This is a genomic window from Tabrizicola oligotrophica (assembly GCF_011008935.1).
Lineage (GTDB): Bacteria > Pseudomonadota > Alphaproteobacteria > Rhodobacterales > Rhodobacteraceae > Tabrizicola_A > Tabrizicola_A oligotrophica.
The window spans coordinates 149,266-169,762 of record NZ_JAAIVJ010000002.1; the positions used below are offsets into that span (position 1 = coordinate 149,266).

At 64.3% G+C, this 20,497-nt stretch carries 19 protein-coding genes; 11 read left to right on the forward strand and 8 right to left on the reverse strand.

All coding sequences use genetic code 11. The features are described 5' to 3' along the window. Positions 1-11: 11 nt before the first annotated feature. Positions 12-1,925: a 1-deoxy-D-xylulose-5-phosphate synthase gene (gene dxs, locus G4Z14_RS04785; RefSeq protein WP_164623646.1), complete on the forward strand. Its 1,914-nt coding sequence runs from the start codon at positions 12-14 to the stop codon at positions 1,923-1,925. 34 nt (positions 1,926-1,959) lie between these two features. Here dxs and G4Z14_RS04790 read toward each other — a convergent pair whose 3' ends face one another. Next, positions 1,960-2,427, reverse strand: a complete 468-nt coding sequence (locus G4Z14_RS04790; RefSeq protein WP_164623647.1) for a GNAT family N-acetyltransferase — start codon at positions 2,425-2,427, stop codon at positions 1,960-1,962. After that, positions 2,424-2,810 (reverse strand): GFA family protein, encoded by a 387-nt coding sequence (locus G4Z14_RS04795; protein WP_164623648.1) that lies wholly within the window; start codon positions 2,808-2,810, stop codon positions 2,424-2,426. Before G4Z14_RS04795 ends, G4Z14_RS04790 begins: the two co-directional genes overlap by 4 nt. Before the next feature lie 172 nt (positions 2,811-2,982). On the opposite strand from G4Z14_RS04795, the gene smc reads away from it, so the two are divergent. After that, positions 2,983-6,438 carry a chromosome segregation protein SMC gene (gene smc, locus G4Z14_RS04800; protein ID WP_164623649.1) on the forward strand — a complete coding sequence of 1,152 codons (3,456 nt, stop codon included), beginning with the start codon at positions 2,983-2,985 and terminating at the stop codon, positions 6,436-6,438. A gap of 318 nt (positions 6,439-6,756) precedes the next feature. Here the strand turns inward: smc and cbiB are convergent, their stop codons facing one another. Continuing rightward, complete coding sequence (gene cbiB / locus G4Z14_RS04805) at positions 6,757-7,668, reverse strand: adenosylcobinamide-phosphate synthase CbiB (RefSeq protein WP_164623650.1); 912 nt, start codon at positions 7,666-7,668, stop codon at positions 6,757-6,759. Between the two features lie 178 nt (positions 7,669-7,846). On the opposite strand from cbiB, the gene G4Z14_RS04810 reads away from it, so the two are divergent. After that, a complete protein-coding gene (locus G4Z14_RS04810; protein WP_164623651.1) occupies positions 7,847-8,197 on the forward strand; it encodes a hypothetical protein in 351 nt (116 codons plus the stop codon). Here the strand turns inward: G4Z14_RS04810 and G4Z14_RS04815 are convergent. Continuing rightward, positions 8,194-8,724 (reverse strand): L,D-transpeptidase family protein, encoded by a 531-nt coding sequence (locus tag G4Z14_RS04815; protein WP_164623652.1) that lies wholly within the window; start codon positions 8,722-8,724, stop codon positions 8,194-8,196. The genes G4Z14_RS04810 and G4Z14_RS04815 overlap by 4 nt on opposite strands. Further along, positions 8,721-9,896 carry a MalY/PatB family protein gene (locus G4Z14_RS04820; protein ID WP_164623653.1) on the reverse strand — a complete coding sequence of 392 codons (1,176 nt, stop codon included), beginning with the start codon at positions 9,894-9,896 and terminating at the stop codon, positions 8,721-8,723. Before G4Z14_RS04820 ends, G4Z14_RS04815 begins: the two co-directional genes overlap by 4 nt. A 66-nt stretch (positions 9,897-9,962) precedes the next feature. On the opposite strand from G4Z14_RS04820, the gene def (G4Z14_RS04825) reads away from it, so the two are divergent. The 4 genes from def (G4Z14_RS04825) to G4Z14_RS04840 are packed head-to-tail and all read left to right on the forward strand — an operon-like array spanning position 9,963 to position 12,161. Next, positions 9,963-10,478 carry a peptide deformylase gene (gene def, locus G4Z14_RS04825; RefSeq protein WP_227751541.1) on the forward strand — a complete coding sequence of 172 codons (516 nt, stop codon included), beginning with the start codon at positions 9,963-9,965 and terminating at the stop codon, positions 10,476-10,478. Then, on the forward strand, positions 10,478-10,981 hold the full coding sequence (gene def / locus G4Z14_RS04830) for a peptide deformylase (protein WP_164623655.1): 504 nt from the start codon (positions 10,478-10,480) through the stop codon (positions 10,979-10,981). The genes def (G4Z14_RS04825) and def (G4Z14_RS04830) overlap by 1 nt, the downstream gene beginning before the upstream one ends. After that, complete coding sequence (gene fmt / locus G4Z14_RS04835; protein ID WP_164623656.1) at positions 10,978-11,880, forward strand: methionyl-tRNA formyltransferase; 903 nt, start codon at positions 10,978-10,980, stop codon at positions 11,878-11,880. Before def (G4Z14_RS04830) ends, fmt begins: the two co-directional genes overlap by 4 nt. Positions 11,881-11,927: 47 nt before the next feature. Further along, entirely contained in the window at positions 11,928-12,161 is a 234-nt protein-coding gene (locus tag G4Z14_RS04840; RefSeq protein WP_164623657.1) for a GlsB/YeaQ/YmgE family stress response membrane protein, read from the forward strand. Here G4Z14_RS04840 and G4Z14_RS04845 read toward each other — a convergent pair. Both G4Z14_RS04845 and G4Z14_RS04850 read right to left on the reverse strand, forming a co-directional pair. Beyond that, entirely contained in the window at positions 12,158-12,664 is a 507-nt protein-coding gene (locus G4Z14_RS04845; protein WP_164623658.1) for a transcriptional regulator, read from the reverse strand. The two genes, G4Z14_RS04840 and G4Z14_RS04845, sit on opposite strands and share 4 nt — an antisense overlap. 40 nt (positions 12,665-12,704) lie before the next feature. Next, positions 12,705-13,601: a hypothetical protein gene (locus G4Z14_RS04850; protein WP_227751542.1), complete on the reverse strand. Its 897-nt coding sequence runs from the start codon at positions 13,599-13,601 to the stop codon at positions 12,705-12,707. Positions 13,602-13,846: 245 nt separating this feature from the next. Here G4Z14_RS04850 and G4Z14_RS04855 point away from each other — a divergent pair, with 245 nt between their 5' ends. The 3 genes from G4Z14_RS04855 to G4Z14_RS04865 all read left to right on the forward strand — a co-directional run bounded on the left by G4Z14_RS04855 (position 13,847) and on the right by G4Z14_RS04865 (position 17,362). Continuing rightward, complete coding sequence (locus tag G4Z14_RS04855; protein ID WP_321573007.1) at positions 13,847-15,742, forward strand: glycosyltransferase family 2 protein; 1,896 nt, start codon at positions 13,847-13,849, stop codon at positions 15,740-15,742. 67 nt (positions 15,743-15,809) lie between these two features. Further along, positions 15,810-16,625: a hypothetical protein gene (locus tag G4Z14_RS04860; protein ID WP_164623660.1), complete on the forward strand. Its 816-nt coding sequence runs from the start codon at positions 15,810-15,812 to the stop codon at positions 16,623-16,625. Continuing rightward, a complete protein-coding gene (locus G4Z14_RS04865; protein WP_164623661.1) occupies positions 16,622-17,362 on the forward strand; it encodes an FkbM family methyltransferase in 741 nt (246 codons plus the stop codon). Before G4Z14_RS04860 ends, G4Z14_RS04865 begins: the two co-directional genes overlap by 4 nt. Here G4Z14_RS04865 and G4Z14_RS04870 read toward each other — a convergent pair whose 3' ends face one another. Beyond that, complete coding sequence (locus G4Z14_RS04870; RefSeq protein WP_164623662.1) at positions 17,363-18,958, reverse strand: alpha-glucosidase; 1,596 nt, start codon at positions 18,956-18,958, stop codon at positions 17,363-17,365. A gap of 209 nt (positions 18,959-19,167) precedes the next feature. Here G4Z14_RS04870 and G4Z14_RS04875 point away from each other — a divergent pair, with 209 nt between their 5' ends. Then, the gene (locus G4Z14_RS04875) at positions 19,168-20,415 is read left to right on the forward strand and encodes an MFS transporter (protein ID WP_164623663.1); all 1,248 of its coding nucleotides are present in this window, start codon (positions 19,168-19,170) and stop codon (positions 20,413-20,415) included. Positions 20,416-20,497: the final 82 nt, after the last annotated feature.

A 20,497-nucleotide genomic window follows, 5' to 3' on the forward strand; every position in this document is an offset into this window, starting at 1 on the left:
CAGGAAACGCCATGGCAGACCGTCCCCATACCCCTGTGCTTGACCGGGTGCATCTGCCAGCCGACCTGAAGGGCCTGACTGATCGTGAGTTGCGGCAGTTGGCGGATGAATTGCGGGCCGAGACGATTTCGGCGGTCTCGGTGACGGGCGGCCATCTTGGCGCTGGTCTTGGCGTGGTGGAACTGACCGTTGCGCTGCATGCCGTGTTCAATGCCCCGCGCGACAAGATCATCTGGGATGTCGGCCACCAGTGCTATCCGCACAAGATCCTGACCGGGCGGCGCGACCGCATCCGCACCCTGCGCACCGAGGGTGGGCTTTCCGGCTTTACCAAACGCTCGGAAAGCCCCTACGACCCGTTCGGCGCGGCGCATTCCTCGACCTCGATCTCGGCGGCGCTGGGCTTTGCCATGGCGGCCGATCTGGGCGGCGATCCCGGCGATGCGGTGGCGGTGATCGGTGATGGGTCGATGTCGGCCGGCATGGCCTTTGAGGCGATGAACAACGCCGGCCATCTGAAAAAGCGGATGTTCGTCATCCTGAACGACAACGAGATGTCGATCGCGCCGCCGGTCGGGGCGCTGTCCAGCTACCTGTCGCGGCTTTACGCGGGCGAGCCCTATCAGGATCTGAAATCGGCGGCGAAAAGCCTTGCCAGCCTCTTGCCCGAGCCCTTTGCCGAAGGCGCGCGCCGGGCCAAGGAGATGATCAAGGGAATGGCCGTGGGCGGCACCCTGTTCGAGGAACTGGGCTTTTCCTATGTCGGCCCGATCGACGGTCATGATCTGGAGCAGCTTCTGCCCGTGCTGCGCACCGCCCATGCCCGCGCCACCGGGCCGACGCTGATCCATGTGCTGACCCGCAAGGGCAAGGGTTATGCTCCCGCAGAAAATTCGCCGGATCGCGGCCATGCGCGGGCAAAATTCGACGTTTTGACCGGCGAGCAGAAGAAAGCCCCGTCCAATGCGCCGTCCTATACCAAGGTCTTCGCCGAGGCCCTGATTGCCGAAGCCGAGGTGGACCCGAAGATCGTTGCCATCACGGCGGCGATGCCCGACGGCACCGGGCTGGACATCTTTGGCCATCGCTTCCCCAAGCGCACCTTTGACGTCGGCATCGCCGAGCAGCACGCCGTCACCTTTTCGGCCGGCCTTGCGGCGGGGGGGATGAAGCCATTCTGCGCGATCTATTCCACCTTCCTGCAGCGCGGCTATGATCAGGTGGTGCATGACGTGGCGATCCAGCGCCTGCCGGTGCGCTTTGCCATCGACCGCGCCGGGCTGGTCGGAGCCGATGGCGCGACCCATGCCGGATCGTTCGATGTGGCTTTCCTTGCCAATCTGCCCGGCATGGTGGTCATGGCCGCCGCCGATGAGGCCGAGCTGATGCACATGGTCGCCACCGCCGCCGCGCATGATGACGGCCCCATCGCCTTCCGCTATCCGCGGGGCGAGGGCATGGGGGTGGACCTGCCGCGCAAGGGGGTGCCGCTGGAAATCGGCAAGGGCCGGATGATCCGCGAGGGCGCGCGCGTGGCGCTCTTGTCTTTCGGCACCCGTCTGGCCGAAGTGCTGAAAGCCGCCGAAAGCCTCGCGGCAAAAGGGCTGTCACCCACCATCGCCGATGCCCGCTTTGCCAAGCCACTGGACCGCGAGTTGATCCTGCAGCTGGCGCGCGAGCATGAGGTTCTCATCACCATCGAAGAGGGGGCGGTGGGCGGCTTCGGCAGCCATGTAGCGCAGCTTCTGGCCGATGAGGGCGTTTTTGACCATGGGCTGAAATTCCGCTCCATGGTGCTGCCGGATACCTTCATTGATCAGGCCAGCCCCGAGGCGATGTATCGCATCGCCGGCATGAACGCGCCCGAGATCGAGGCCAAGGTACTGGAGGTTCTGGGCGTGGCGACGGTGGGAAAGCGGGCCTGAATCCTGCCTCGACAAGACCGCAAAGCCGGAACAGTCAGGCTGCGGCAAGCGCCCGGCGAAAGGTCAGCGTCGTGGGCCGGTCATAGCCGGGATGGGCGCTGCGGCCGGTTTCGGTAAAGCCAAGCGCGCGAAAGGTGGCGTGGTTGGTAGTCAACTCGATGCGGGTCTGCAGCTCTACCCCGGCCAGCCCCAAGGTGCGGGCGCGGCTCAACGCCAGGTCGACCAGATCTCTGGCAAGACCTTTGCCGCGCTGGTCCGCCGCGACGGCCAGCTTGCCGAGGTAAAGCCAATCGCCCTTCACCGTCAGGAACATGCAGGCCACGGCGGGCGTGCCGATGGCCCAGACCTCACCGTCTTCGGCCTGCCGGGCGATTTCGGCCTCAGTCAGGCGGTGCATGGAGGAGGGCGGGTCGATCATGCCGTCCATATAGGCGAATTCGGCCCGGATCAGCGCCAGCAGGCTGCCCCAGTCATAAGGCGGGGTCACGCGCGTCGGGGTCATTCCCGCCTCAGCCCGTCCGAGAGGTGAACCCAGGGAAGTTGCTCATCGGTGTGGCAATGAGCGGTGGGAGTATAGCTTTCCGGCCTGTCGAGGGTGGCCGCGTAAAAGTGGATCTCTCCGGGAAACCGGGTAGAGCGGTAGGACATCTGCGCCCCGCAGCGTGGGCAGAAATCCCGCCAGACGCCGGCAGAGGAGGCGTAGGTGGCCGGGGGCTTGCCGGTCCAGGCCCAGAAGCCATCCTTGATTCCGAAGAAGGAGGCAAAGGCGGCGGAGGTCGCCCGGCGACAGCTTTCGCAGTGGCAGTGCGCCTGCCAGAGCGGTTGGGCGTCGGCCCGGTAGGTGACATCGCCGCAAAGGCAATGGCCGGTGATGGGAAGCTGCATGGGGCACCTCTCTCTTGACAGGGTGCGTGGCCAAAGCCGCGCGGTCAAGCGTGGCAATCGTCAAGATGTTGGGGATAATCTGCCCGAAGTCGCCATATCCTGCGGGGTTTGATTGACTCATGGTCTCTCCCGCCTGACCATGAGACGTTGAAGGAATCACAGGACAACCCGCGTGCGCTTTACCAAGCTTCGGCTCAACGGCTTCAAGAGCTTTGTGGACCCCACCGATCTGGTGATCCACGACGGGCTGACCGGTGTTGTCGGCCCGAATGGCTGCGGCAAGTCGAACCTGCTGGAGGCCCTGCGCTGGGTGATGGGCGAAAACCGCCCGACCGCGATGCGCGGCGGCGGGATGGAGGATGTGATCTTCAACGGCGCGGCCACCCGTGGCGCCCGGCATTTCGCCGAGGTGTCCTTGGTCATGGACAACTCCGACCGGTTGGCGCCTTCGGGCTTCAACGACAGCGACCACATCGAGATTGTCCGCCGCATCACCCGTGATGCCGGCTCGGCCTACAAGCTGAACACCAAGGATGTGCGTGCCCGCGACGTGCAGATGCTGTTTGCCGATGCTTCGACCGGGGCGCACAGCCCGGCCTTGGTGCGGCAGGGGCAGATTTCGGAACTGATCAACGCCAAACCCAAGGCGCGGCGCCGGGTTCTGGAAGAGGCCGCCGGGATTTCCGGCCTTTATGCGCGGCGCCACGAGGCGGAGCTGAAACTCTCTGCCGCCGAGGCGAATTTGCTGCGCGTCGATGACGTGCTGGAGCAGCTTGCCCAACAGCTTTCCGCCCTGACGCGGCAGGCCAAGCAGGCCGCCCGCTATCGCGAAATCGGTGAGGAATTGCGTCGGGCCGAAGGCCAGCTGCTGTTCCGGCGCTGGCGCGAGGCCGATCTGGCCCGGTCCGAGGCCGATGGCACGCTGCGCCAGCGGGTGATCGAGGCGGCGCAGGCCGAGGCGAACGCCCGAAATGCCGCCAAGCTGCGTGAGATTGCCGAAGATGCGCTGCCGCCGAAACGCGAGGAAGAGGCAATCGCGGCGGCGATTCTCCAGCGCCTGATGGTGCAACGCGACCAGCTGGGCGAGCAGGAAGCCCGCGCCCGCAGCCAGATCGAAACCCTGAAGGCGCGCATCCTGGAACTGGCCCGCGATGCCGAGCGGGAGGCAGGCCTGAACCGCGATGCGGGTGAGGTGATCGAGCGGCTGGACTGGGAGATCGAGCAATTGCAGCGCGCCCATGACGGGCATGAGGACCGGCTGGCCGAAGCGGCAGAGGTGGCGCGCGAGGCCTCCTCGGTCCTGACCGGCCGCGAAGAAGTGCTGACCGCGGCCACCGAAGATGCCGCGCGGCTGGCCGCCCGCCACCAGTCGGCGCAGCGCTTCCTTTTTGACAGCCGGACGGCTGTCGACAAGGCCGAGGCCGAAGCCACACGCGCCGCCGAGGCCGTTCTGGCCGCCGAGGAAACGCTGGTATCCGCGACCGAGACTATGGGGCATGCCGAAGAGGGCAAGGCCGAGGCCATGGCCTTGGCCGAAGCGGCCGATGAGGCTCTCGCCAGTGCCGAAGAGGCCCGCGCCGTGGTGCAGGACCGCGAATCCGAGGCCCGCGCCGCACGCTCTTCGGCCGAGGGCGAGGCGGCGGCCATTCGTGCCGAAGTGGCGGCGCTGGCCAAGCTCGTGCAGCGCGAGGCGACCGCGGGCAACCAGCTGCTTGATCGGTTGACGGTGGAGCCGGGGCTGGAAAAGGCGCTTGGCGCGGCCTTGGCCGACGATCTTCGTGCGCCTGTGGTCAGCGACGACCGGCCCTCGGGTTGGGTTGGCCTGCCGGATTATGCCGACCCCCAGAGCCTGCCCCAGGGGGCGACCGCGCTTGCCGATTTTGTTGCGGGGCCTGCCGTACTGGCACGCCGTCTGGGCCAGATCGGCCTTGTCGACCGCGAAGCGGGCCCGCGCCTGCAGGCGCTCTTGCAGCCCGGCCAAAGGCTTGTCAGCCGCGAAGGCGATCTCTGGCGTTGGGACGGTTTCCGTGCCGGGGCCGAGGATGCGCCGTCCGCCGCCGCGCTTCGCCTGCAACAGCTGAACAAGCTGACCCGGTTGAAGCGCGATCTCGAAGAGGTCGCGGCCAAGGCGGAAGGCGCCGCGCAGGCCCATGCCGCGTTGCAGGCCCGGCTGGCCGAGCTTGCCCGTGCCGACCAGATGGCCCGCGAGGCCCGTCGCGCCGCCGATGCCCGCGTGGCCGAAGCCAACCGGGCCGCCGCCCGCGCCGAGGCCGACCGCTCGGTGGCCGAAGGGCGTCTGGAAACTGCCCGCATCTCGGTTCGGCGCTATCAGGAAGACGCGGCCGAAGCGCGCGAGCGGCTGGAAGGGGCTCTGGCCTCGGTTGAGGAACTGGGCGATCTGGAGGCCGCGCGCGAAACCGTCGAGACGGCAAAAGTTGCCGTGGAGGCCGCACGCATCACCATGATGTCGCGCCGGTCAACTCATGACGAGGTGCGGCGCGAGGGCGAGGCGCGGGTGCGCCGCCGTCAGGAAGCCACCAAGGAACTCTCGGGCTGGAAGCACCGGCTGGAAACCGCGTCGAAGCGGATTGCCGAACTGGATGCCCGCAAGGCCGAGACCGAAGACGAACTGGCCGAAGCCAGCGCCGCGCCCGAGGAGATTGCCATCAAGCGCGAGGAGCTGGCCGAGGCGAGTGCCGAGGCCGAGGCCCGCCGCCAGACTGCCGCCGATGCCTTGGCCGAAGCCGAAGGTCGCCTGCGCGAAACCCGCGACATGGAGCGCGACGCCGAACGCCTGGCCTCGGATGCCCGCGAGATCCGCGCCCGCGCCGAGGCCCGCTCCGAGGCCGCGCGGGCCACGGTGCATCTGGCGACCGAACGGATTGCCGAGGAGGCGGGGGCCACCCCCGCGCAGCTTCTCGATACGCTCAAGGTCGATCCCGATCGGATGGCGGATGCCGAGACGCTGGATACCGAGGTGCAGCGCCTGAAACGGCAGCGCGAGGCGCTTGGCGCGGTGAACCTGCGCGCCGAGGAAGATGCCAAGGCAGTGGACGACGAATATCAGGGGCTGGCGGCTGAAAAGATCGACCTTGAGGAAGCCATCAAGAAACTGCGCGCCGGAATCGCCGGCCTGAACCGCGAGGGGCGCGAGCGGCTGCTGACCGCCTTTGAGCAGGTGAACACCAATTTCGGCCAGCTTTTCACCCATCTGTTCGGCGGCGGCGAGGCGCGGCTGGTCCTGGTGGAATCCGACGATCCGCTGGAGGCGGGGCTGGAGATCATGGCCCAGCCGCCCGGCAAGCGGCTGTCCACCCTGTCGCTGCTGTCAGGGGGCGAACAGACCCTGACTGCGCTGGCGCTGATCTTCGGCGTCTTCCTCGCCAACCCCGCACCGATCTGCGTGCTGGACGAGGTGGACGCGCCGCTGGACGATGCCAACGTCACCCGCTTTTGCGACATGATGGACGAAATGACCCGCCGCACCGAAACCCGGTTTCTGGTCATCACCCACCACGCCGTGACCATGGCCCGCATGGACCGGCTGTTCGGGGTCACGATGCAGGAACAGGGCGTCAGCCAACTCGTCAGCGTCGATCTGAAGCGGGCCGAGGCGCTGGTGGCTTAATCCCCGCTTAACCACGCCACCTTACACCTGTCCTCGCCGCAACCCTTTGCGGCGAAAGGGGGTGAGGAACCTGGATGAACATCACTACCGGAAGTGGATGGTGATTATTGCTGTGGCGACGCTGGCGGTGGCCATCATCCGTCTTTGGATCGGGGGCTGACCCTGGGACAAAGAAAACCCGGCGGAGCTAGCACTCCGCCGGGCTCCATTTTTCAGGTGAGGACCTGGAAAACACTTCTACCGTATGCCTAGCATGATGGGTATTTCTTGCCAAAAAGTAAAGCACCGCCCGAACTCTATCAGAGTTAACGCTGCGGATCACGCCAGCACCGCCACAACCACCGCAAGCCCCAGCATGCCGCCCCAGGCCCGCCAGAGCGTTGTGATCGTGCGGTCGATGTCCTTTGGCCGCAGGTCGCGCCGCCCTTCGGGGTAGACCCAGGGGTAGTCGGCCATCTGGCCGTGATAGCTGCGCGGGCCGGAGAGCGCGATGCCCTGCACGCAGGCCACCGCCGCCTCGGGCCAGCCGGCGTTCGGGCTGCGGTGCAGGGGGGCATCGCGCAGGATGGGCTTCGGGTCGGTCCAGCCATTGGTCAGGGCGATCAGCAGCGCGCTCAGCCGGGCCGGGATCAGGTTCAAAAGATCATCAAACCGCGCCGCCGCCCAGCCGAATTCGCGGTGGCGCGGGGTCATGTGGCCGATCATGCTGTCGGCGGTGTTGGTGATCTTGTAAAGCAGCAGCCCCGGCAGGCCGCCAACCAGAAACCAGAAGGCCGGCGCGATCACCCCGTCGGAGAGGTTTTCCGCCGCGCTTTCGATGGCCGAGCGCGACACGCCGGAGCGGTCCAGCACCGCGGTGTCGCGCCCGACAATCATCGCCACCGCGCGCTGCCCGTCCTTCAGCGACTGGCGCAGGCCGGCGGCCACTGCGCCGACGTGTTGAACCAGCGATTTCTGCGCCAGAAGGATCGCGGCGACCAGAACTTCGACAATCCCGAAATCCGGCAGGCAATGAATGAGCCAGCCAAGCACAACCGCCATCATTGCCAGCGCCGCCATGACTGCCACACCCTTCAACCGCAGAGTAGCGCCGTTGTTGAACCGACGGTCACACCAGCCCACCAGGCGGCCCATCAGGACGGCCGGGTGGGGATAGCGGTCCCAGATCAACTTGGGTTCGCCCAAGGCGGCATCAAGCAGCAGGGCCGGAATCAGCAAGGTTGCAGACATCGGGGTTCCTTTCCTTGGGGCCTTCAATAACCGAAGGCGGACAGATGACAATGGGGCCGTGCGTGGCCATATTTGCGACAATTTCGCCACTGCAGTCTGGGAAATCGGCAACATTCCGCCAATTGTCATATTGTAAAGACAAACCCGGCAAATACTGTCTCCAACGAGGGAGGCGAAGATGCTGGAATTCCTGCCGAAAGACATAGCCGAGGGGCTGGCCGCAGCCCAAAACCGCGAGGCCGCCCGCAAGTCGCGTCTGCGGGTGCAGGTCGGGGAGGCGGTGTTTCCGGTGTTGCGTTTCTGGCACGATGGTTTTGCACTTGATGCGGCGCTGACGCCCAAGCTGCGCGGTCTGGTCGATGTCTACGACGGCTCGCGTCATATCTTCCAATGCCTGATCGTCGCCTCTTCGGAGGAACATGGGCAACTGATCTGCGAGTTCAAGCGCAACACCGCCGTGCGCGACAGCGCGCCGCTGGACTACTGGCGCGACGAAAACGCCCCGATCGGCTATCTGCCCCGCAACTAGGGCCGCACCTCCACTGGCGTGCCGATCCGCGTCACCGCCCAGATTTCCTCGATCTGGGCATTGGTCAGCGCAATGCAGCCCGCCGTCCAGTCCCCCTTGGCCCGCATGCCTGCCGGCATGGCATTCGGCTGGCCATGCAGCATGATGTCTCCGCCTGGATCATAGCCGGCCTTGCGGGCGCGGACGCGGTCCTCGGGTTGCGGATAGTCCAGCCCCAGCGACAGGTGAAAGCGCGAGCGGTCGTTGCGCCGGTCAATGCGGAACACCCCTTCCGGCGTACGGCCATCGCCTTGCTGCAGCTTGTCGCCCACCGGTGCAAACCCCAGCGCCACCGGATAGCTGCGTACCGCCCGCCCGTCCTGCCAGAGAGTCAGCCGACGTGCGGCCTTTTCGACGACGATCCGGTCGACCATGCCGCTCAAAGGCGGCAAGGGCGGAACCGGCGGGGCTGACACAGGGCGCAGCCAGACCGTCGCCGCGAGGGCCAGCAGTGCCAGAACCAGAACCAGCCGGGCGAGCCGTTTCATTGCAGGTCGGCAAAGGCCTTTTGCAGCCGCGCCACCGCCTCGGCCACCACCGCGCGCGGCGTGGCAAGATTGAAGCGCAGGAAGCTGTCGCCGCCCAAACCAAAGCTGTCGCCATGGTTGGCCGCAATCCGCGCGCCCTGCTCAACCCGGCTGGTGAATTCGGTCGCGGTCATGCCGGTGCCGGCGAAATCGACCCAAGCCAGATAGGTCGCCTCCAACGGCATCGACCGCACGCCCGGAATGGCATTCACCCCGGCGTCGAACAGCTTGCGGTTGCCGTCGAGATAGGCCGTCAACTCATCGACCCAGGCTGCTCCCTCGGGCGAATAGGCCGCGGTCGCCATGAACATTCCGAAGGAATTCGGCGAAATGCCCATCGCCATCATCCGGTCGGCAAAGCGCTGCCGCAGCGCCGGGTCCGCGATGATGACATTGCCGGTGTGGGCGCCGGCGATGTTGAAGGTCTTTGTGGTGGCGGTCATCATCACCAGCCGGTCGGCGATCTCGGGTGCGGCCTTGGCCATCACCGTATGCTTCTGCCCCGGCATCATCAGATCGCTGTGAATCTCGTCCGACAACAGGATGAGGTTGTGGCGCCTGGCAAACTCCGCCACGCCACGCAGTTCCTCGACCGTCCAGACCCGCCCGCCCGGATTGTGCGGCGAACACAGGATCATCATCGTCTCCCGCCCGGTCATCCGGGCATCCCAGGCGGCGAAATCCATCTCGTAGCGGCCGTTCACCAGCGCCAGCGGGCATTCCGTCACTCCGCGCCCGGCAGCTTTGATGACCCGCGCGAAGGCGTGATAGACCGGGGTCGTCAGCACCACCTGATCGCCCGGCTTGCTGAAGGCGTCGATGCACATCGAGGTGCCGTTCACCAACCCATGCGTGGTGAAGATGTGGTTGCGCTCCACCTCCCAGCCATGCCGGGTCTTCATCCACCAGCGGATCGCATCCAGATAGGCCAGATCATCGCCATAATAGCCATAAACCCCATGCGCCAGAACGCCTTCCAGCGCCTTTTGCACGCAGGCCGGCGGGCGGAAATCCATATCGGCAACCCACATTGCGATGCCGTCGCTGGCCGGCACGCCAAAGGCGCTTTCCATCGAGTCCCACTTGACGGAATGGGTGCCGAAACGGTTGATCGGGGTATCAAAGTCGGTCATGACGTGCCTATCGAAAATTGCTCACCCTACTTGCACCAATCGGCCCTGCGCCGTAAATCCGAAAACATGATCCGCCCCATCCTGATCCATCCCGACCCGCGTCTGAAAAAGCCCTGTGAGGGTGTTGCCGAAGTCACACCCGACCTTCGGACCTTGGCGCTGGACATGCTGGAAACCATGTATGACGCGCCCGGCGTCGGCCTTGCGGCGCCACAGGTCGGCGTGTTGAGCCGGGTGATCGTGATGGATTGCATCAAGGACGGCCCGCCGGAACCGCTGGTGCTTTTGAACCCGCGGGTGATCTGGTCCTCCGAGGATGTGAATGTCTATGAGGAAGGCTGCCTGTCAATCCCTGACCAATATGCCGAGGTGAAGCGCCCGGCCTCGGTGACGGTGGAATGGATGGATCTTGACGGCGCGCGGCAGGAACGCACCTTCACCGGGCTTTGGGCGACCTGTGTGCAGCACGAGATCGACCATCTCGATGGCAAGCTGTTCATCGACTATCTCGGCCCGCTGAAGCGCCAGATGATCACCCGCAAGATGGAAAAGCTGAAGCGTGAACGCGCGCGGATGGCGTGATGGCCGTCCGCCGCTGCCTGTCCTGGCCGAACGCCTGTTTGAAAACACCCGCTGCCGAGGTGGCTGCGATCACCGACAAGGTGCGGGCGATCTGGGCCGACATGGTGGACACCATGGACGCGATGCCGGGCTATGGCCTTGCGGCCGTGCAGATCGGCATTCCGCTGCGGCTTGCGGTGGTCGATTGCTCCGAGACGCGGGGGCAGGCGATCCTGATGGCAAATCCCGAGGTCTTGCACGCCTCGATCCAGCCGCGTGAGCATGAAGAAGCCAGCCCCAACCTGCCCGGAGTTTCGGCCGTCATTTCGCGCCCGCGGGCGGTGACGGTGCGGTTCCTGAATGCGGCGGGTGAGGTGGAGGAGCGGGATTTCGTCAATCTCTGGGCGACTTCGGTGCAGCACCAGATCGACCATCTGGCCGGCAAGATGTATTTTGATCACCTCTCGCCCTTGAAGCGGAAGATGCTGTTGGTCAAGGCTGAAAAGCTGAGGAAGCGGGCATGAAGATCGTCTTCATGGGCACGCCAGAGTTCTCGGTTCCGGTCTTGGAGGCGTTGCACCAAGCCCATGAAATCGTTGCGGTATACTGCCAGCCGCCCCGCCCGGCCGGACGCGGCAAGGCCGACCGTCCCACCCCCGTTCACGCCCGCGCGCTGGAGCTTGGTTTGCCCGTCCGCCATCCGGTTTCGCTGCGCAGTGAAGCCGAGGTGAAAGACTTTGCCGATCTGGGCGCCGATGTCGCCGTGGTCGTCGCCTATGGCCTCATCCTGCCGCAAGCCATTCTGGATGCGCCGCGCCTTGGCTGCCTGAACATCCACGCCTCGCTCTTGCCGCGCTGGCGCGGCGCGGCGCCCATCCATCGTGCAATTCTGTCAGGCGATGCCGAAACCGGCATCTGCATCATGCAGATGGAGGCCGGGCTGGATACCGGCCCCGTTCTGATCTGCGAAGCCACTCCGATCGGGCGAGAAGAAACCACCGCCGAGTTGCATGACCGGCTGGCGCAGATGGGTTCCAGAATGATCGTTCAGGCATTGCAGATGCTGCCGCTCGCCGCCGTGCGGCAGGCGACCGAAGGCGTCAGCTATGCTGCCAAGATCGACAAGTCGGAGGCCCGGATCGACTGGTCCCGCCCGGCAATCGAGGTCGATCGGCAGATCCGCGGGCTTTCGCCCTTTCCCGGTGCCTGGTGCGAGGTGGCCGGAGAGCGCGTGAAGATGCTGCGCTCCCGGCTGGCGCCGGGCGCGGGGCAAACCGGAGAGGTCTTGCACGGCATGACCATCGCCTGTGGCGACGGCGCAGTCGAAATCACGCTGGCGCAACGCGAAGGCAAAAAGCCGATGACGGCGGAAGAGTTCCTGCGGGGGTTCGTCTTGCCGGCAAAACTTGCTCAAGCTCTTTAACAACACCGCGTTCATCGCCATATTGGCTGCAAAGCTGGGAGGTGGTCATGGGCATCGTGTTGCTCGTCATCGTCGGCATTGCGGCAGGATTTCTGGCGACCCGCCTCATGGGTCTTGACACGGATGTGCCGACAACCATCGCGATCGGGGTTGCAGGGGCGCTTGTGGGCGGGTTCGTCTTGCGGGGGCTGTTGGTCGTGTCAGGCGGGATGGCCGGGTTCGTTGGCGCCGTCCTTGGTGCCATCCTGTTGATCTGGCTATGGAAAACCTATGGCCGTTAAGGCAGCGCCTTGAGCATGTCTGCCAGCCGGAAGCTTTTCCCGCCAGCCGCCTGCCAAAGCTGCCGCCCTTGCCAGGTGGCAAATATCAGCGCCGCAGCCTCGCGTCCCTTCGATCCGCCGCCACGCCGGGCGCTGATCGCGGCCTCGACCGCGATGCGCCAGCTTTCCGCCGCCTGACGAAGCGCCTCGTCCCGCAAGGACAGCGCAACCAGGGCGGGCGCGGGCGTAGGGAGCTGTTTGAGAAGCGCCTGGGCGCCCTTGGCTGAAACCAGCGCTTCCGCCTCGATTGTTGTCACGGCCTCGGTCAGCCCGGCCCACTCTGCCAGAGCGGCCGCCCGCACCATGCCCTCGACCGACCCATAGCGCTGCGCCAGGGTGGCCGGGGCCAGTCCGGTCAACTGCCCAATTACCCCGAACGTCAGGGATTTTTCGCCCTGCGCCTGCAGAACGGCAAGAAGTTGCCTGAAGATCGCGGCGTCGGATTGGGTTCTCGGGCGTGCCATGGATGAATCATGAACGGTTATTCCTGAAATTCAAGAACATTCATCCGTTATCTTCCGCGTCAGCGCCCTGCCGGGAGATCTGGTCGATCCGCCGCACGCCGGCCTGCTGCTCCAGCATCCGCTTTCCCTGCCTGGCAAGACCGACTTCCTTCAGGATTTCCCATTTCCGATAATGCACCGTGAAGATTTCGCGCCCTTCTGGCAGGGGCTCGCCGCGCAGGCTCCCGCCAAGGATGAAATGCTGCTCCTCTGGAAGGATGTTCCATTTCAGCCCGGCCTTCTGGATAGCCAAGGGCAGGCTGATCTGGTCAAGATAGGGGCGACGACCCGGTATTTCTTCATTTTTGTCAATTGTTTGCGCAAGGTCCATCCAGACTTGCGGAAAGCTTTGACCCTCCGCGTTGCGGTGTTTCTCCGGAAAGCTGAACAGGCCGGAGGAGAAATAGGGCAGCCGCTGGCGCGCGCCTTTCTGGCGCATCAGTTTGACCCGTTCTTCGGGCAGGGCCATGCCACAGGTTTCGTAAATCCGGTGCCAGGTCTGACCGGTGCCCCAGACCATTGAGGCGGCGGGCGTCAGGGAAACATGGCCATCCTTCACGATACTTTCGACCTTGTTCGGGCGAAGGCACAGCACATCACTATCAAAGAAGGCCGAGAATTCGGTCTCCCGCGGCTCCAGCGTCGCCAGAATCTTGTTGCCGTGGGGATAGTCCGGGCTGAACCGTCCCTCGACCCTGAAGGGGCGTACCTCGCAGCCCAGCTTGGCGAGAACGGCGATCACATCCTTGGAAACCGTGTCAATCTTGGTATCCGGACAGTAGCCGACAAGCGCAACAGTCTGCCCGAACTGCTGGCGAAGGGAGCCGGCCAGATAACAGGCCATCTGCTCATAGCGCGGCGGTTCAACGATGAAATAGACGGTCAGGCGCGGCGACATCACGGACTTCTTTTGCAGGGCCAGAACCGGCCCGAGGGCAACTATGCCGGAGCGCCCGCTATCTGTCACCCCGTGGAAATCGCGGACTTTTCAAAATTGTTGCCAAAATCGCAACAGATCTTGCGTCGTGATTGGCCGCCCGCCAGAGACATCCGCGCCCGATATCTTGCCCGGCGGCGAGAATTTCGCCTATGCTGCATGCAGAACAAGAGGCCAAATCAATTGGCCTGCCAGATGAGGCAACGGTGGCAAACGCAAGGAAGGCCAAGGCGCCGGTTGACGCCAGCGATCGCCCGCGCGGCGCGGCTGCGCTTTGGGGTACGGTTCCCTTTGGCTTGAAACGGCACGTCAGCCCGCACGGTCAGGTGACGGCGGTTTCAATGATGAAGGACGAAGGACCATTCGTCATCGAATGGGTGGCCCATCATCTTGCTGTCGGCTTTACCGATCTGGTTGTTTATACGAATGATTGTTCGGATGGCACCGGCGACATGCTGATACGGCTTGAGGAGTTTGGCCTCTGCCACCACCGCCGGAATGTCATTCCAGAGGGCATTCGCCCACAACCCTCGGCGCTGAACCACGCGCAGGACGAACCCGTGGTCGGGCAATCCGATTGGGTGATGGTGTTTGATGCGGACGAGTTCCTGTCGATCAGATATGGCAACGGGACGCTGGATGACCTGATCGGCGCGGCGAAAGCGCAGCAGGCAAATGGCATCGTGGTCACCTGGCGGATTTTCGGCTCGGGCGGCGTGGTGGACTGGAGCCGCGCGCCGGTCAGCGAACAGTACCTGCTGGCCGCACCGCAAAGCTGGAACAAGGGCTGGGGCGTAAAGACGCTGTTCACCTTCGATCCGGATTACTGGAAGCTCGGTATTCACCGACCCAAGATGAAGACCCGCCACATCAAGACCGAGTTTCCCGATCAGGTAAAATGGCTGAACGGCTCGGGCCGCGAGATGGAGGACTATTTCAAGTTCCGCGGCTGGCGGTCGATCACCCGCACGGTGGGCTATGACTGGGTGCAGTTGAACCACTATGCAGTGAAGTCGGTCGACAGCTACGCAATTCGCAAGATGCGCGGCAATGTCAACAACAAGGCTGACAAATATAACAGCGATTACTGGAGCTTGCAGGACAGGAACGAGGTTCGGGACGACACGATGCTGCGCTATTCCGAGGCGCGGAACCGCATCATCGGGCAGCTTCTGGCGGATCCGGAGCTGAACCGGCTGCATCAGGCGGCCGTGGCCCGGGCCGAAGCGCGGCTGGCGGACCTGAAGCAGACCGAGGCCTATCACCAGTTGGTGGCGGATCTGGCGACGGCCTCTGCGGTGCCGATTTCGCAGATCGTCGCCAAGCCACCGCAGGCACGGGACAAGGAAAAGATCGCCGCGCTGATGTCGGACGTGGAAAAGCAGCGCGGGGCCAAGGCGAAGGCGGACCGCAAGCTTGGCCCAAGGGAGCCGCCGGTCGAAGCCGTGCCGATGGGGGCCTACAATCCCGGCCCGATTGACCTGTCGGGCGATCTTTCAGTTGAGATCTTCGCCAATCACAGCATGAAGCTGCCGCTGGATCACCGGGTCTTTGCCGCGCATGTCTTGCCGCTGATCCAGAGTGGAAAATTCGAGCGGGGATTGGCCCGCAAGATGCCTTTGGTGCTGCCAAAGCAGGCGCGGGCGCTGGAAATCGGGTCTGCGGTCGGCTTTCTGGCGGGGCATTGCGCCAATATTCGAACGGATATTCACTTTACCCTGCATGAGGACGATCCGGGCCTGCGGGAGATGCTGCAAATCGTCTGTCAGCTGTCCAACAGGTCCTTCAATGACAGGTTCGTGCTGTCGGACAGGCCGCTCGTTGACCTTGTGGCTGACACGCAGCGTCTGATTTCCGAGACCGGCCCCACCAGCCTTTTGCTTGCCGACGCGCGGCTTTCGCCCGAGATCCTGACAAAAGTCCTGTCGACGATGCCTGGCTCCGCGCCCGTGCAAGTCTTCCTTTACGGCAGGTGGCTGGAGATCTGGCACGACCGGATCGGCGAGGTTTCGAACCCGCTGCAATCGCTGGGGTACCGCCCGACCGACAGCTTTGACCCCAATATTTGCCGGGGTTTCAGCATGGGCGGCTTGCCCGGATGACAAACTGGACTTGCCGCCATCGCTGCGGCAGTGTTGCGAAAACAGAAACAAATGAGGCCCGAGTATCATGTCGACCCCTGTCCGCCGCCCTGTTGCCTCGCTCTGGATCGGGGAAAGGCTGCATTACCTGAACCAGCTTTGCTTGCTCAGCCATGTCCGGCAAGGACACCCGACGACGCTTTACTGCACTGACAAGGTATCGAACGTGCCCGAGGGGGTGATCGTCAAACCGGCGACGGAGATCATGTCGGTCGACATGGACATCGTGCGGCAGACCTCGGAATCCTTCCTGTCCAACGTCTTTCGTTACAAGATGATTCAAAAGACCGATGCGGTGTGGATCGACTGCGACGCCTATTGCCACAGGCCCTTCCCCGACGAGATGACCCATATCTTTGCGGGGCACGGCTTTCGTGGGGCGCTGAATTGCGGGGTGGTCTACATTCCGCAGAAGGGCGCGCTGATGGATCAGCTTCTGGACTATTACGACAACCTGCCCGAGGCGCCCGCCTGGTTCAACAAGCAGCAGCGCAAGAAGATCGACAAGCAGGACCGGTCCCTGCCGCAGGCCGTGCGGATCTACAACGCCGAACGCACCGCCTTTGGCCCGCAGGCCTTCACCTACTTCGCGCAGCAGACCGGCGATTATGAACGGGCGCTCACTCATGATGTGCTTTACCCGGTGCCGTTCCAGTTGAATGATGTGTTCTACGACCCGCATTGCAACGTCGAGGGGCATTTTACTGACGCCACGCTGTCGGTGCATCTCTACACCAACGGCACCCGCCCCTGGTGGCGCAAGAATCCGCCGCTGCCCGGTTCCTATGCCGACCGGATGTGCAAGGTCGAAGGCGTCGATCCGGCCGGGGCGCTCGAGGAATGAGCGACAAGGACGAGGATCTGCCGGAGGAAGCCACTGGCAGGCGTAGCAGGAAAGGTAATAAACCCAGAGTATTGCCTTCAACCCCTGAGGAAGTTGACGCCCTGGTCCGGCGGCAGAAGCGCAACCTGCGCAAGGCCTGGGCCGAGGGCTATCTGACGGCGGTCACAGCAATGTTGCGGCCCGGCGATCTGGCGGTCGATTGCGGTGCGAACATGGGAGTGGTGACGGAGCGGTTGGCCGCGACAGGCGCGGATGTCATCGCCTTTGAACCGGACCCCTTTGCTTTCAAGACGCTTGAACAAAAGTTTGGAAACCTGCCGAACGTTACGCTCGTCAACGCGGCGGTCGGGGTGGGGACGGGCACGGTTCGGCTGATGCGGGCCGACAATTTCGGGGACAATCCGGAAGGGGCCTCGGTCAAGTCGACCATTCTCGACGGCGGCCGCCGGATTGATGCGGAAAACTCGGTTGAGGTGCCGCTGATCGACTTCCCGTCCTGGGTTCAGCAGCAGATCAAGGCGCGCGGCGAGGTGGCTTTCGTCAAGATGGACATCGAGGGGGCGGAACTCGACATCCTTGAGAAGATGCATGCCGAACAAGGCTTCGTTAACCTGCGCTGCCTGGTGGCCGAGACCCATGAACGCAAGTTCAAAGACCTGCGTGACCGATACAAGGCGCTGCGTGAGGCGGTTGCAGAGGGCTATGCGCCGGGCAAGGTGAACCTCGACTGGATCTGATCAGGTTTTGGCCCTGAAGAAACCAAATCCGTTCGGGCCGAGACACAGCACTTCGCCTTGCAAGGCGCAGGTCTGCAAGGGGCCGCACTGATCCCCGAGGCCCGGCACGTCGACAGCCACAGGTTGCGCTGAAAGGTTGAAGACGCAGGTCAGTGCATCGGCGCCTGTGCCGCGACGGAAGGCGAGGACCGGGTCCGCTGTTTCAAGAAACTGGCATCCACCCAGGCGCAGCGCCGCGTTGGCCTTGCGGAAGGCGATCATGGCGCGGTAGCGCTCCAGAACCGAGTCCGGCCTGCCAATCTGCCCTGCGACATGCCGCGCGGCTTGCGGTGCCTTGACGGGCAGCCAAGGTGTGCCCGCGGTAAACCCGCCATGCGCCGCGCCATCCCAGACCATTGGCGTGCGGGTGTTGTCGCGGCCGACCGGGGCAGGCCAGAAGGCGATGCCCTGCGGGTCGGTCAGCTCATCGAATGACAGTTCGGTATCGGTCTGGCCCAGTTCCTCACCCTGCCAGAGACAGATCGAGCCGGGGAAAGACAGCAGCAGCGCCGCGGTCTGGTTGGCCAGCGCGGCAGGGCTGGCGCCATAGTCCGCCCAGCGGGTCAGGTGCCGCCGCACGTCATGGTTGGAAAACGCCCACATCGGCCAGCCCTTCGGGGCGCCGGTGAAGAACTCTTCGATCTTGCCGCGGAAGAAGGCGGGGGAATAGTCATCCCCGAACATCTCGAAGCTGTAGCATTGGTGCAGGCGGCCCGGCGCGGTGTAATCGCCCATCATGGCGATGGCGTGATGCGTCTCGCCCACCTCGCCGACCGAAGTGCGGTCGGGGTAGGTGTCCAGCACCCGGCGGATCCGCTCCAGCCAGCCGAGGTTCTCGGGCTGGTTTTTGGAAAACAGGTGGTATTGCATGTTGTAGGGGTTCGCCTCGGGCTCGGGCTTCACCCGGTAGTCGGCGGCATCGTCGCGCAGCAGGCGGTCGTGGTAGAAATAGTTCACGGTGTCGAACCGGAAGCCATCCAGCCCGCGGTCCAGCCAGAAGCGCAGGGTTTCTTCGTGCCAGGCCACGACGTTGGGGTTGTGAAAGTTGAAATCGGGCTGGCTCGCCAGGAAATTGTGGAAGTAATACTGCCGGCGCCGCGCGTCCCAGGTCCAGGCGGGGCCGCCGAATACCGAAAGCCAGTTGTTCGGGGGGCTGCCATCGGGGCGCGGATCGGCCCAGACATACCAGTCGGCCTTGGGGTTGTCGCAGCTCTGGCGGCTTTCCTGAAAGGCCGGATGCTGGTCTGACGAATGCGACATCACCTGATCGACGATCACCTTCAGCCCAAGGTCATGGGCGCGCGCGATCAGGGCATCGAAATCGGCCAGCGTGCCAAACACCGGGTCAATGTCGCGGTAATCCGAGACGTCATAGCCCATGTCGGCCATGGGCGAGGCGAAAACCGGCGACAGCCAGACTACATCGACGCCCAGATCGGCAAGATAGGGCAGGCGACGGGTGATGCCGCGCAGGTCGCCCACCCCATCGCCAGAGTCATCCTGAAACGACCGCGGGTAGACCTGATAGGTTACCGCGCCACGCCACCATTCGCTCATTTTCCCACCTCGCCCTGCACGTCGACACCCTGCCCTGCCAGGAGAAGGGGGGCAAGGCCCCGCCCGTAGCCCTGCATGCCGCGCGGGCCTTTCCCGGCCGGCCCTCTCCGGGGCGGGATCGAACGGGCGGTTGTAGCCCGCACAATATTCCGTTTGACCCTGCCGTCCTGCCGTCGCAGGTTGCCCGGCACACCCGGAGATCAGAGACCATGACCAGCACCGCCGCAAAATCGCAGCTGATAACACCGGTGCTTCTGGCTGGCAGCATCATCCTGATGCTGACCTTCGCCGTCCGGGCCAGCTTCGGGGTGTTCCAGATCCCGATCGCGACCGAGTTCGGTTGGCCGCGGGCCGAGTTCTCGCTGGCCATCGCCATCCAGAACCTGGCGTGGGGCATCGGCCAGCCGATGTTCGGCGCGATCGCCGAGCGCTTCGGCGACCGCAAGGCGATCATTTCGGGCGCGGTGCTGTATGCAGTCGGTCTGGTCCTTTCGGCCTATGCCACCGGGCCGGGGCAGCACCAGCTTCTGAACATCCTGATCGGTTTTGGCATTGCGGGTACCGGTTTCGGCGTAGTGCTGGCGGTGGTGGGGCGCGCGACCAGCGCCGAGAACCGCTCGATGGCCTTGGGCATTGCGACCGCTGCCGGGTCGGCGGGGCAGGTGTTCGGCGCGCCGGTGGCAGAGATCTTGCTGCAAAGCTATCCATGGCAGACGGTTTTCGTGATCTTCGCCGTAATCGTCCTGTGCACGCTGGCCGCGCTGCCGTTCCTGTCCACCGGAAAGGCCGCCACAAGGGCCGAACTGGAGGAAAGCCTTGGCACGGTGCTGAAGCGCGCCTTCAAGGACCCAACCTATACGCTGATCTTCCTTGGCTTTTTCTCCTGCGGTTATCAGCTTGCCTTCATCACCGCGCATTTCCCGGCCTTCATCACCGATTTCTGTGGCGCCATTGATGGCACCGGCATGCTGGCGGCGCTGGGGATCAAGACCACCTCGGCGCTTGGCGCGGTGTCGATCTCGGTCATCGGGCTGTTCAACATCGTCGGCACGCTGACGGCGGGCTGGCTGGGCAAGCGGTACACCAAGAAATACCTCTTGGCCGGGGTCTACACCGGGCGCACCATCGCCGCCGCAGTGTTCATCCTGCTGCCGATCACGCCCGCCTCGGTCCTGATCTTCTCGGCGGTCATGGGCGCGCTGTGGCTGGCGACAGTGCCGCTGACCTCGGGTCTTGTCGCCCATATCTACGGCATCCGCTATATGGGCACACTTTACGGCTTCATCTTCCTTTCGCACCAGATCGGCGGGTTCCTCGGGGTCTGGCTGGGTGGCAAGATGTTCGACATCACTGGCAATTACACGCTGGTCTGGTGGATTGGCGTTGGCGTCGGGGCGTTTTCGGCCATTGTCCACCTGCCGGTGCGCGAGCGGCCCTTGCAGGCTGCCGCTGCCTGATTGGCGGTCATTGCCTGCACCAGCAGGATTGCCAGATCGCGATCCTGGCATCTGGTCGCAGGTCAGAGCGCGGGGGGCGCGG